At 63.9% G+C, this 13,177-nt stretch carries 8 protein-coding genes and 2 pseudogenes; 6 read left to right on the top strand and 4 right to left on the bottom strand.

Annotated features, from left to right (window positions below; genetic code table 11):
* The coding region (gene recB, locus V5B40_RS21090) for an exodeoxyribonuclease V subunit beta (protein ID WP_332356402.1) at positions 1-2,880 on the top strand (2,880 nt) is incomplete at its 5' end.
* Entirely contained in the window at positions 2,877-5,018 is a 2,142-nt protein-coding gene (gene recD, locus V5B40_RS21095) for an exodeoxyribonuclease V subunit alpha (protein WP_332356404.1), read from the top strand. The genes recB and recD, both read left to right, overlap by 4 nt.
* Before the next feature lie 35 nt (positions 5,019-5,053).
* Here the strand turns inward: recD and V5B40_RS21100 are convergent, their stop codons facing one another.
* From V5B40_RS21100 to V5B40_RS21110, 3 genes are all read right to left on the bottom strand, one after another.
* On the bottom strand, positions 5,054-6,955 hold the full coding sequence (locus tag V5B40_RS21100) for an acyltransferase family protein (RefSeq protein WP_332356406.1): 1,902 nt from the start codon (positions 6,953-6,955) through the stop codon (positions 5,054-5,056).
* An 80-nt stretch (positions 6,956-7,035) separates the two neighbouring features.
* On the bottom strand, positions 7,036-7,449 hold the full coding sequence (locus V5B40_RS21105; RefSeq protein ID WP_332356408.1) for a type II toxin-antitoxin system VapC family toxin: 414 nt from the start codon (positions 7,447-7,449) through the stop codon (positions 7,036-7,038).
* A complete protein-coding gene (locus tag V5B40_RS21110; protein ID WP_332356409.1) occupies positions 7,446-7,688 on the bottom strand; it encodes an antitoxin in 243 nt (80 codons plus the stop codon). The genes V5B40_RS21105 and V5B40_RS21110 overlap by 4 nt, the downstream gene beginning before the upstream one ends.
* A gap of 312 nt (positions 7,689-8,000) precedes the next feature.
* Between V5B40_RS21110 and V5B40_RS21115 the strand changes: the two genes are divergently transcribed.
* The 4 genes and pseudogenes from V5B40_RS21115 to V5B40_RS21130 all read left to right on the top strand — a co-directional run bounded on the left by V5B40_RS21115 (position 8,001) and on the right by V5B40_RS21130 (position 12,792).
* On the top strand, positions 8,001-10,568 hold the full coding sequence (locus V5B40_RS21115; protein WP_332356410.1) for a DUF6600 domain-containing protein: 2,568 nt from the start codon (positions 8,001-8,003) through the stop codon (positions 10,566-10,568).
* Between the two features lie 101 nt (positions 10,569-10,669).
* The gene (locus V5B40_RS21120) at positions 10,670-11,044 is read left to right on the top strand and encodes a PIN domain-containing protein (RefSeq protein WP_332356411.1); all 375 of its coding nucleotides are present in this window, start codon (positions 10,670-10,672) and stop codon (positions 11,042-11,044) included.
* Positions 11,045-11,108: 64 nt separating this feature from the next.
* Positions 11,109-12,021, top strand: a pseudogene (locus V5B40_RS21125) (ABC transporter ATP-binding protein); the annotation flags it as partial.
* 21 nt (positions 12,022-12,042) lie between these two features.
* Positions 12,043-12,792, top strand: a pseudogene (locus V5B40_RS21130) (ABC transporter permease).
* Here V5B40_RS21130 and V5B40_RS21135 read toward each other — a convergent pair.
* Positions 12,789-13,175, bottom strand: a complete 387-nt coding sequence (locus tag V5B40_RS21135) for a putative toxin-antitoxin system toxin component, PIN family (RefSeq protein ID WP_332356412.1) — start codon at positions 13,173-13,175, stop codon at positions 12,789-12,791. The pseudogene V5B40_RS21130 and the gene V5B40_RS21135 sit on opposite strands and share 4 nt — an antisense overlap.
* Positions 13,176-13,177 lie beyond the last annotated feature (2 nt).

Here is a 13,177-nt window from a genome sequence, read left to right on the forward strand (position 1 = left end):
GTGCTCGCTGCCGAGCTCTCGGCACTCCCCAGTGCGCGCGAAGAGCTGCTCTGCCATGCTGCGCGTTGGGTCGCCGAACGTTTTTCGGTCGAGCAGGCGCGGCGCGCGCAGATGGGTTTCAACGACCTCCTGACCCGCCTCGACGCCGCTTTGCACGGTGCCAATGCGGCGCGCCTCGCGGAGATCATCCGTCGCCAGTTCCCGGCCGCGTTGATCGACGAGTTCCAGGACACCGACCCGGTGCAGTACCGTATTTTCGACGCCGTCTATCGCGTCGCGCAGAACGCTCCGGACACCGTGCTGGTCCTCATCGGCGACCCCAAGCAGGCGATCTATGCCTTCCGCGGTGCCGACATCCACACCTATCTGGCCGCCCGACGCGCCTGTGCCGACCGGCTGCACACGCTGCAGAAGAACTTCCGCTCGACCGGGGCCCTGCTTGCGGCGACCAATCACTGCTTTGCGGTCGCTGAAGCAGGCGCGGCGGGAAGCGGGGCTTTCCTGTTCCGCCGCGACGACGACAATCCGGTGCCTTTCGTCGCCGCCGAGGCCAACGGCCGCCAGGAGGAATGGCAGCTGGCCGGCCAGCCGCTGCCGGCGCTGATCGCCTGGTGCTTGCCAGCGAAGGCGGACGGCAAGCCCTTGAGCAAGACCGACTATCTCGAGCAAATGGCGGCCGCCTGCGCCAGCGAGATGGTGACCCTGCTCAATCTCGGCCAGGCCGGGCGGGCGGGTTTTGTCTGCGAACTGGGGGCGAAATGGCTGCGCCCGGCGGACATGGCGGTGTTGGTCAACAACCGCGGCGAAGCCGATGCCATGCGTGGCGCGCTGGCGCAGCGTGGCGTGCGCAGCGTCTATCTGTCGGACCAGGATTCGGTTTTCGAGAGCGCCGAAGCGGTCGAGTTGCTGCACTGGCTCGCCGCCTGCGCCGAGCCCGACGATGTGCGTCTCTTACGTGCCGCGCTGGCCACGGCGACGCTCGACCTGAGCTGGCAGGAACTCGATTGCCTGAACCATGACGAGCTCGCCTGGGAGGCGCGTGTCCTGCAGTTTCGCGCCTACCGCGACTGCTGGCGTCGCCAGGGCGTGCTGCCGATGCTGCGCCGGCTGCTCAACGATTTCCATCTGCCAGCGCGGCTGCTTGGCCAGGGCAGGGCGAGCGATGACGGCTCGCGAGGATCGAGCGAGGCCAATAAGGCCATCAACGCCAACAACGGCGAGCGCACCCTGACCAATGTGCTGCATCTCGCGGAATTGCTGCAACAGGCGAGCACGCTGCTCGACGGCGAGCACGCGCTGATCCGCTATCTGGCCGAGCAACAGCAGGACGCCGCGAGCGCTGGCGGCGATGCCCGGCAGCTGCGCCTGGAAAGCGATGCCGACCTGGTGCAGGTGGTGACTGTGCACAAGTCCAAGGGACTGGAGTATCCACTGGTTTTCCTGCCCTTTGCCTGCAACTATCGGCTCACCAAAGGCAGCGATCTGCCGCTGAAATGGCACGACGAAGACGGCTGCCTGCGCCTCTCGCTGGCCGCTGATGCGGACATCGTCGAGCGCGCCGACGGCGAGCGCCTTGGCGAAGATCTGCGCAAGCTCTATGTCGCGCTGACGCGCGCCCGTTACGCGACCTGGGTCGGGGTCGCGCCTTTGAAGGAGCTGGAGCGCAGCGCCCTGGCCTATCTCCTCGGCGGCGGGCAGGCGATCGCCGCCAGCGCCTTGCCGCAGGCGCTGCAGGACTGGGGCGATGGCTGTCCGGATATCCTCGTCGAACCGGCGCCGGAGCCCGGCAATGAACGCTTCGAGCTGAACGGAGTGACCCCGTTTGTGGGTGCGGCAAGGCAGTCGCAGCGCGTCGCGGGTGAGCACTGGTGGATCGCCAGTTATTCGGCGCTGAAAACCGAGGGCGAGAGCGGCGCTGCGCCAGCTGCGGCCGCGCCCGCGGCCGAGACAGCCAGCGAAGCGGTTTTTCAGGAGGCCATGGTGGCACAGCTGGCACAGCTGCCTCTGCTGGCTTTGGCGACGCAGGCTGGCATGCCGGAATCCGGGCTGTCGCCGCTGTCTGGCGCCCGGACAGCGCTTCCTGCGCTGGCCGTCGCCAGCGGCCTCGGCTCGCTGCACGGCTTCCCGCGCGGCGCCGAGGCGGGCACTTTTCTGCACGATCTGCTTGAAGCAGTGGCCAGGCAGGGCTTCGCTACGGGCGCCGGCGATCAGGCGCTGCAGCGCGACATGATCGCGCGCCGCTGCCAGGCCCGCGGCTGGGTGCACTGGATCGAGCCGCTGACGGCCTGGTTACAGTACTTCCTGAACACGCCGCTGCGGCTGAACGCCATGCCTGGTGCGCCGGAAACCTCGATCCGCCTGTCCGAACTGAATGCGGCCATGGCCGAGATGGAGTTCTGGCTGGCCGTGCACAGCGTTCCCACCACCCGCATCGACGCGCTGGTCTGCGCGCACACGCTCGCTGGCGCGGCACGCCCGGCATTGCTGCCGGCGCAGTTGAACGGCATGCTCAAGGGCTTCATGGACCTCGTTTTCGAACATCAGGGCCGCTACTACGTTGCCGACTACAAGTCGAACTGGCTGGGGCCCGACGATGCCGCTTACACGCCGGTGGCGATGCGCGCCGCGATTCTGCACGCGCGCTACGAGTTGCAGTACGTCCTCTACCTGCTCGCCCTGCATCGCCTGCTCAAGTCGCGCCTGCCCGATTACGACTACGACCGCCACGTCGGCGGGGCGGTCTACATCTTCCTGCGCGGGGTGTACGCGCCCAGTCAGGGTTTGCACGTCGAGCGACCGCCGCGGGCATTGATCGAAGCGCTCGATGCGCTGTTCAGGCGTCGTGGCGCGAGGACAAGAATGGCCGGAGAGCGGCCATGAATGCCCGCAGCTTCGACGCCCGCGAGCCAATGCAGGCGCTGTTGGCGAGCTGGGCAGCGCGGCAATGGCTGCGCCCGCTCGATACCGCCTTTGCCGATTTTCTGTGGCGCGAAGTTCCCGACGCGCCGCCGTTCCTGATCCTCGCCGCTGCCCTGGCCAGCCATCAGCTTGGGCGTGGCCATGCCTGCCTCGATCTCGAGGCGACGCTGAAAGCGCCGGCATTCGCCTTGTCGCTGCCACCCGAAGGGGACAGCGCAGGAAGCAGCCCGGCCGAGGCACTCGAGCCGCCACCGCTGCCCGCCGAAGTCCTCGCCGGCTTGAGCCTCAGCCAGTGGCAGCAGGCGCTTGCGCAGCCGCTGCTGGTCGGTGCCGGCGCCGGCAATACGCCGCTGCTGCGTGTCGGCGGGCGCCTCTACCTGCGCCGCTACTGGCAGTACGAGCAGGACGTGCGCGGCGCGCTCGAGCGCCGCCTGGCAATGTCGAGCAGTTTGCAGGCAGCGCTGCCGATTGCCGCGCTGCGCCAGACGCTCGACCTGCTCTTTGCGCCGGCTGCGGCTGCGGGTGGCGCCACTGACTGGCAGAAGATCGCCTGCGCGCTCGCCGCGCGCAGTGGCTTCAGCATTATCACCGGTGGCCCGGGTACCGGAAAGACGACGACCGTGGTCAGCTTGCTGGCGCTGCTGCAGGCGGTGGCCCTGAAACCGGCACTGGGCACGCAATCACCCGAGCAGCCGCCGCGACCCTTGCGCATCCGCCTGGCGGCGCCGACCGGCAAGGCTGCGGCCCGCCTCAACGAGTCGATCGCCAACGCCGTTGCCCGCCTGCCGCTGGCCGCGTTGCCGCACGGCGAAGCGGTGCGTGCGACGATCCCGGTGACCGTGAGCACCCTGCATCGCCTGCTCGGCAGCCGGCCCGATAGCCGCCGCTTTCGCCACCATGCCGGCAATCCGCTGGCGCTCGACGTGCTGGTGATCGACGAAGCGTCGATGGTCGACCTGGAAATGATGGCCGCCGTACTCGCCGCCCTGCCGCCTTCGGCGCGCTTGATCCTGCTCGGCGACAAGGACCAACTGGCCTCGGTCGAGGCCGGAGCGGTGCTTGGCGAGCTGTGCCAGCGTGCTCGCGACGGCCACTACACGCCGGCCACCTGCGACTGGCTGGAGCAGGCGAGCGGCGAGCGCGTGGCGCCGGAGCTGCTTGATGTTGCGGGCAGTGTCCTCGATCAGGCGGTGGTGATGCTGCGCCACAGCCACCGCTTTTCTGCGCGCAGCGGCATCGGGCAACTGGCCGAGGCGGTCAATGCCGGCGATACCGTCAGGGTCGGCCGGCTCTGGCAGCAGGCCCATGCCGATCTCGCCCTGTTGCCGCTTGGCGGCGGCGACGATGACGACGAGGCTGGCTTCAGCGCCTTGATCGTCGATGGCGGCCCGGCGAGGGCAGCAACAGCAAGCACCGTCGACGCTGACCGCGACCCAACCGCCGTGGCCTCGCCGCCGCAGCGCAATGGCTATCGCCACTACCTCGAAACCCTGCGCGAGCAGCAGCCCGCGCCCGCCGCCAGCCAGGAAGCGTTTGACGACTGGGCGCGTGCAGTGTTGCGCGCACACGGCCAGTTCCAGGTGCTGTGCGCGCTGCGGCGCGGGCCCTGGGGCGTCGCCGGGCTCAACCAGCGTATCGCGCGCGTATTACACGAGGCCGGTCTGATTCCGGCCAGCGACGGCTGGTACCCTGGTCGCCCGGTGCTGATCACGCACAACGACTACGGCCTGGGACTGATGAACGGCGACATCGGCATCACCCTGGCGCTGCCCGGCGCGAGCGATGATGAGTGGATTCTGCGCGTCGCCTTTCCTGCCGGCGACGCCAGCCAGGGCATCAAATGGGTCCTGCCGAGCCGCCTGCAGGCCGTGGAAACAGCGTACGCGCTCACCGTTCACAAAGCGCAGGGCTCGGAATTCACCCACGCCGCGCTGCTCCTGCCCGAAACGCTGAGTCCGATCCTGACCCGTGAGTTGCTGTACACCGGCATCACCCGCGCTCGCGCTTTCCTGACCGTGGCCATGCCGGGAACGGTGAAGCTCCTGGAAGAAGCGGCGCAAAGGCAGGTGCTGCGTGCGAGCGGCTTGTTGGCGGACTGACGGTGGGGTTTTTTGAGCAGTGCCAGACTTCCGATTTACAAGGGGCGAAGAATCCCTTTAAACAAACCTCTTAGCTGCACGTTACCATGATCAACCAAATGGTTGTCATCGTAATACAGGGATTCGCCGTTTTTTGAGCCCATGCATTGACCGTTTGGACAGAGGTAGGGTATCGGATCAATGATCTGTGCCTTACATTTTGCGGCCGCGGCATCAATGGCAAGATTGGCGACCCTGGTGCGTTTTTCATGGCGTTCCAGAGGGCTGGATATATCTGAACTGCTTTGAAACAGTCTCGCTTTCAGGCTTAGGCCCTTGTATGTGCTAAAAGGCATTTCCGGAATGGGTCTGACGATGTAGACCGGATGGTTTTCAGATATTTCACAAACTGTGTTGACGTACTCTTTTGAGAACTCGCTTTCCAATGACTGTCCATTTTCATTGGTTTTTCCATTGAAGTAGACGCGAAAGCGATTCTCCCTGCTGGGGTCCAAATAGATTCCTGAACGACTAAATAGAATGACTGGTGCTCCAGAGTATTTATTTTTCAATATATCCAGTTTTTCCTTGATGAAGCTGTGGCATTTCTTTTCCTGCTTTTTATCGTCCATTGCAAAGTTTTTCAGGGTTGGGCAGCCGGCAAGAGCCCAGCCTAATGCGGCATTCCGGTTTTCCAGCTGGACGGCAGCTGCCGTAGACTGTGCGTGACTATCGCCGAACAGAATGACAGAGATCTCGCCGGAATCGAGCTTGCAATCAGCTGCGCCAAACTCGTTCGGAAAACAGTCTTGCGTATAGAGTTTGCTGGTGTATTCGGGCTGACCCTGCTCAAGGGAAGCAAACCGGATGCCGGGATGATCTTTGGCTACTGCTGCAGTGATTGCCGCCGTTGATACGGTAGCGGCAGTCAGAGCCGCGTACCGCAAGACAACTTTTGCGGTCTCCCGAGGTTTCTTCCTGCGCTTCTCCACGAGGTGGAAAGAAAGCGCTCCCAAGGCGAAAGTGAGAAGAACTGCTGGGGCTACGTATGCCCAATTTTCGAGCAGCCCACAGAAGTAAAGGAGGACGACGATCGGCCAGTGCCAGAGGTATGTAGAATATGAAATCTTGCCAACGAACTGCAGGAAGCGATTGCGGCTGAAAACGGAGTTGGTGTTTCCGTAGATAAAAAGGAGAGCGCCAAGAACAGGGAGCGTTGCCAGATAACCGGGCCAATGGTTTTGCTCGGAAAGAAAAAACAAGCTGGCCATGATCACGGCCATACCCAAAAATTCGAGTGCATATCCTGCGCGTCTTGTTGTTCTCAGGGGGAAGAGGTATCCCAGCCCGCCGGCAATCAACTCCCATGCGCGTGTGGGAAGCATATAGAAGCAAAAGACCGAATGTGTCTTTGTGAAATATATAGAGGCTGCCAGCGAGGCTATCGCCAGCAGCACCAGCGTGGCTCTGACCTTTTTTTCTCCGAGGACTCTGAATATAGCCATCAGCAGGACGGGGTAAAGAATGTAGAATTGCCATTCCAGCGAAAGGGACCATGTGTGCAGCAGCCAATTCTCATGCACGGGGGCGTCAAAGTAGCTCCCTTCGCTGGCGAACAGGAAATTGGAACTGAACAACATGCTGCTTTTTACAGTTCTCAGCAGGCTTCGGTAATCCTGAATGGGCAAGTAGATGAATCCGAAGATCATCAGTGCCATGCACAAAACGAACAGTGCCGGGATGATTCTGTTTGCTCTGGATGCATAAAAACCGAGCAGTGAAAATCGGTTTTCCTGTAAGCCGCTGAAGATGATGCCAGTCATCAGAAACCCGGAGATAACGAAGAATATATCGACTCCTGTAAATCCGCCCTTGAAACCGTCAATCTTGAAGTGGAACAAGACTACCGCCAGGACCGCAACCGCCCGCAGAGCATTGATATTATTTTTGAATTGCATTTTTTTGGCTGTTCTCTAATCAGGTCGGGGAGTGAAACCGGGGAAGATCGTGAAACCGGGGACGGATCACGGTTTCCTGCTCACAGCTCACGGACCCAGTTCTCGACCTGAAGCCCCTGCACGCGCTCGAACTCGCGACTGTTGTTGCTGACCAGGATCAGGGCGTCGGCCGCGGCATGGGCGGCGATCCACAGGTCGTTGTTGCCGATGGGTGTCCCTGCTGCGGTCAGGGCGGCGCGTATGCGTCCATAGTGACGGCCCGCCGATTCGGGCAGGCCGAGGACCGGTATCAGCTCGACCAGCCGCGCCAGATTCCCAATGGCCTGCGCACTGGCCTGACTGCGCTCGGCCCCGAACACCAACTCGCCCAAGGTCACGACCGACATGGCCACCGAGCCGGGGGTCAGGTTGCGCAAGCGTTGGGCCACTTCCGGCGGCCGGGCTTTAGCCGTGTAAATACAGATGTCCGTATCCAGCAGATAACGGGCGCTCATGCCAGGGGCTCCCGATCCTGCGGCGGCGCGTCGTCGCGGCCTTCGGCGAAGAAGTCGTCCGGCATGGTGGCCAGCAGATCGAAAGCCTCGGACAGGTTCTGACGTGGCTTGCGCAGGATGACCTCGTCGCCGCGGCGGAGGATCTCGACCTCGTCCACATCGAACTGGAAAGACTTCGGAAGCCGTACGGCCTGGGAGTTGCCATTCTTGAAGATCTTGGCGGTCGCGGAGGTAGTCATGGGTGAGCTCTCATGTTTGTACATCCGTCTAGTCTATATTTCTGTGGCGATGCGCGCAACGCTCGCTCGTGCCTCCGTAAGGCGCGCGCGGCGACGCGGTGGAAACTACGCCGCTCCACTGCAATTTGGCCGGCGCCGAAGCGACGGCAGAACGGTCGGCGCGCGTGCGGACGAGAATGCCGCCACGCGAGCAGTCGCCAGGAATCGTGTAACAAACTGTTGCGCGTGTCCGACCAAGCACCTGCTCGCGCGTTAAGCTCCCATCCGTGCCCATCCGCGGTTGTCCACGCAGCGCTTTTCGAGACCGAAGCCATGTTCTTGTCGCTTGCCCCCTCGTGTCACCGTGCGGCCTTGCGCCGTGCGCTCCTCATGCCTCTCCTGCTCGTCGCGCTGCTATTGGCGGCGCCTGCTGCGGCCGACCCGACGGGTCGCGTCGGGCGTATCGCCTGGTTGTCAGGCTCGGTTCACCTGCATCGTGCGGACAGTGGCGAATCGACCAATGCCCTGCTCAACTGGCCGATTACCAGTGGCGATATCCTGTCGACCGCGGCTGGTGCACGCAGCGAAGTGCAGCTCGGGTCGACCTCGGTGCAGTTTGATTCGAGCAGCATCCTGGAGTTTGTCACGGTCGATGATCAGCGCGTTCGCCTGCGCTTGCTTGCAGGTAGCGTGATCATTCGCCTCCGCTCACCGGAAGCGGCCGCCGAATTCGAGCTCAGCAGTCGCGATGGCAGCTTCAGCTTTCCCGAGGCGGGCAGCTACCGTTTCGATACCGAGCCTGCCGCCACCGTGGCCACGGTTCATGACGGCAGCCTGCGCTTCGCAGCCAGCGACGGCGCGCTCGATCTGCGCGCCGGCCAGCGTGCGCAACTCTGGGACGATGGCGGGATCCGCTACCAGGTGTCAGCGCCCTTGGAGGACGCGTTTGTCCTGTGGAGTGCCGCGCGAGAGCAGGGGCCTGCCAGTGTCGCGTACGGTCGCTACGTGTCTCCTGAAATGACCGGCGCAGCCGACCTTGACGCACACGGGCGCTGGTACGACAGCCCGGAGTACGGTGCGGTCTGGTTCCCGCAAGCGGTTGCCGCCGATTGGGCGCCTTATCGGCACGGTCGCTGGATGTGGGTCGCCCCCTGGGGCTGGACCTGGGTCGGCGACGAGCCCTGGGGTTTTGCGCCTTTCCACTACGGCCGCTGGGTGTTCCACGCAGGTGCCTGGGGATGGGTGCCCGGCAAGCGTGTGGCGCGACCGGTGTACGCACCGGCGCTGGTCGCCTGGGTCGGCTCGCCGGGCGCCAGTGTCTCGGTACAGGTCGGCGCGCGGCCCGCCGTCGGTTGGTTTCCCCTCGCGCCACGTGAAGTCTATGTGCCGCCCTACCGGTCCAGCGCAAAACATGTCCGTGCGGTCAACGTCAGCCATGTCACCCAGATCAACAACATCACGACGATCACCAGCAATCCGCAGGCGGCGGTCGAACGCATGCCCTACGCGCATCGGCAAATGCCGCGCGCGGTGACCATGGTGCCGGCCGATGTCGTCGCCCAGCAGCGGCCGATCGATCGCGCCGCGATGCTGCCGCGCGACGGCAAGTCACTTGGCGCTCGGTCGGTGCAGGTGCAGGCGCCGGTTGCCGTACCGCCGGTAGAAGCCGGGCGCGGCGGCGAAGGGCGTCGACCGATGGCGCAGGATGGCCGTGAGCGCGGGCCGGTTGCGGAAAGGAGGGAGCCGTCAACGGGCGGCCTTCCCAGACAGGCACAGCCGCAGCCGCAGCCACAGCCACAGCCACAGCCACAGCCGCAGCCACAGCAGCGTCCGGCGGCCAGGCCGAACGACGTGGCGATCGGTCAGCCGCAGCACGCGCCAGCAACGGCAGCCGCGCCCGCAATAGCACCTGCAACCGCAACGGCACCTGCAGCCGCAGCAGTGCCTGCAGGTGCGCCACCACGGCAGCTGGGAGCACTGCCGGCGGCCGGATCGCCTTCGTCACTGCCTGCTGCCGGGCAGCGGCCCGATGCAGGGCAGGCGTCGGAGCGGGCGCGGCCTGAGCGGGAATCTGGTCGCGTTCCGCTCAGTGAGCCTTTGGCTGGGCGTGGCGAGCCGCCGCGGCTGAGCCCATTGCCTGGCGTAGCCTCGCCAATCGATCGCGGGTCACCGGCAGTACCGCTGGCGCCACCAGCCGTGTCGATGCCGCCCTCATCTCTGGGCGCGGCGAGCACAGCTGCTCCAGCGGAACGCCCTGATCGCTTGCCAGCGGCAACTGCTGGTCGCCGACCGCAGAGCGCGGAGCGACCGGTCACGGCTGTAGAGCGCTCGGTAAGCGGCGCCGCTTCGGGAAGACCTGAAGAACACGCCAAGCCGCCCGCTCCGCCTGTAGCGGCGCCACCGCTATCGCCGACGCTTCCGAGATTTCCCGAGCGGCCCACTGTAGCCGCGCCTGCCCCGGTGCAAGCGCCACGGTCGGCACCAGCGCAGGCTCCAGCGCAGGCTCCAGTGCAACCGCAACCGCAACCGCAACCGCAAGTGCAAGTGCAAGTGCAACCGCAACCGCAACCGCAACCGCAAGTGCAAGCGTCACGGCCACCGCAAGCGCCCGGCCTGGAAAGGTCTGCTAGCCGTGTCGAGCCGCGTCGCGCCGATGATGTTGCGCGTCGCGGCGAGGCGTTCGCTCGGCAACAGAAGCCAGAAGCGTCAGTCGATGCGCGGCCCGCGGCGATGCCACAGCGCTCAGTGGCACCCTCCGGCGATGCCAAGTCGCCGCCGCCGTCGCCCGATGGGCGTCAGTCGCGCCCTGAACGCTCGCGCGAGGCGGGTGGGCAGCCGCGCGAGGGGCGCGGCGGTGGCGGTGGACGGGGCGAGCAGTTGCCGCGTGGGGCGGACGGATGAGGGACAGCGCAGAAAGCGGGGAAGCCGTGACCGTCCCGAGAGGTACGGCCAGGAGCGCTCCACCCAGCGGTACAAGCTTTCAAGGGTCGGCTGCATGACGCGTGTACCTCGTCGATACCAATGTGATTAGCGAGGCGCGCACGGGAAAGAGGGCCAACCGTGGCGTGCAGAACTTCTTTCAGGCATCCGACGCCACAGAACTCTACGTCGCGGTGCAGACAATCGGCGAGATTCGGCGGGACCTGGAGAACATACGGCAGCGTGGCGACCTGCCCCAAGCAAAGAGGCTCGAGAGCTGGTTCGATCTTCTCGTCCCGGATTACGCGGACAGGATATTGAGTTTTGATGAAGGCTGTGCGCAGGTGTGGGGACGACTGATGTCGCCCCATCATGAACATCCGATTGATAAACAGATTGCAGCGATCGCATTCTATCGGAGCCTCGATCTTCGCGGGCGCGAGAGACATATGACGTGACGAGGGGGACGAAGGTCCTGCTGCGTTTTTGGATGAATCGCCGCGATCTGTTATCGTCGCACGGATGCAGACAATCATCTCCGTATCCGAACTTTCCAAGACCTACGAGTCACGCTTCCAGGCGCTCAAGGGCATCAATCTGGATATTCGCCGTGGCGAAATCTTCGCCTTGCTGGGCCCCAATGGCGCCGGGAAAACGACGCTGATCAGCATCATCTGCGGGATCGTCAATGCCAGCGAGGGCAGCGTTCGCGTGGATGGCCACGACATCGTCGCCGACTACCGTGCCGCCCGTGCCATGATCGGCCTGGTGCCGCAGGAACTGACCACCGATGCCTTCGAATCGGTGTGGGCGACGGTGTCGTTCAGCCGCGGCCTGTTCGGCAAGCCGGCGAATCCCGACTACATCGAAAAAGTGCTGCGCGATCTCTCGCTGTGGGACAAGAAAGACAACAAGATCATCACCCTGTCGGGCGGCATGAAGCGTCGCCTGCTGATCGCCAAGGCGCTGTCGCACGAGCCGCAGATTCTCTTTCTCGACGAACCGACGGCGGGCGTGGACGTCAACCTGCGGCGCGACATGTGGCAACTGGTGCGCTCGCTGCAGGCCACCGGGGTGACCATCATCCTGACCACCCATTACATCGACGAGGCCGAAGAAATGGCCGACCGCATCGGGGTGATCAGCAAGGGCGAGATCATTCTGGTCGACGACAAGGCGGAGCTGATGCGCAAGCTGGGCAAGAAGCAGATGACGCTGCAGCTGCAGACCCCGCTGGAGCATCCCGCCCGCGCTGGCCGCCTACCAGCTGGAACTGTCGAGCGATGGCAGCGAGCTGATCTACACCTACGACGCACAAGGCGAGCGCACCGGCATCGTCGCGCTGCTCAAGGATCTCAACGACGCGGCCATCGCCTTCAAGGACCTGCACACCACGCAAAGTTCGCTGGAAGATATTTTCGTCAGCCTGGTGAAGGAGAGCAATGAACTGCACGCCATGCGCGCGATTTACCTGCTTCGAGATGGCGCGTACCCGCCGCACGCTGCTGCAGAGCGTCGTCTCGCCGGTGATTTCGACTTCCCTGTACTTTGTCGTCTTCGGCGCGGCGATCGGCTCGCGCATCGACGAGATCGACGGCATCAGCTATGGCGCTTTCATCGTGCCGGGGCTGATCATGTTGTCGCTGCTGACGCAGAGCGTTTCCAACGCTTCGTTCGGCATCTATTTCCCGAAATTCACCGGCACGATCTACGAGCTGCTGTCGGCACCGGTTTCGTATCTCGAAATCGCAGCCAGCCTATGTCGGGCGCCGCGGCGAGCAAGTCGATCATTCTCGGCCTGATCATCCTGGCGACGGCAGGGCTGTTCGTTCCGCTCCAGGTCGCGCATCCGGTCTGGATGATCCTTTTTCTGGTGCTGACGGCGGTGACCTTCAGTCTGTTCGGTTTCATCATCGGCATCTGGGCCGACAATTTCGAGAAACTGCAACTGGTGCCGCTGCTGATCATCACGCCGCTGACCTTCCTCGGCGGCAGCTTCTACTCGATCAACATGCTGCCGCCGATCTGGCAGACGATCACCCTGTTCAACCCGGTGGTCTATCTGGTGAGCGGTTTCCGCTGGAGTTTCTATGACGTCGCCGACGTCAGTGTCGGCATCAGCCTGGCCATGACGCTACTGTTCCTGGCGGTGTTTCTGGCCATCGTGGCGTGGATCTTCAAGACCGGGTATCGGCTGAAGACCTAGGCCGCTGGCATGTGCGTCCGCTGATGGCGTGAGAGGGCGAGCAGGTCGCGCTTGTCACCGGAGACCAGAACGTCGACTTGTCCTGCCTGGGCCATCGCCAACAGAAAATTGTCGTAGGGGTCTGGTGAAATGTCTATGGTCGGCAGGTTCTCGATGGTCGCTGCCAAGCGGCGGAGATCGTTGACCAAGCGGCCTGCCTCTGCAGGGTGAATTCGGAATCGGATTCCGTCGCGACGCGTGACGCGGCGGATTTCTTCGATTTGCAGCTCTGAGGTAATTAGGGTGAACTGGCCGTCCCGCCATGCCTTATACAGCTGATCGGGTGGCGTACCGCGCGTGATCAGTGCTGCGATAAGTATGTTGGTGTCGAGAATCAAGCGCATTC

The organism is Candidatus Accumulibacter meliphilus (assembly GCF_036625345.1).
In the GTDB taxonomy this organism is placed as follows: Bacteria; Pseudomonadota; Gammaproteobacteria; order Burkholderiales; family Rhodocyclaceae; genus Accumulibacter; species Accumulibacter meliphilus.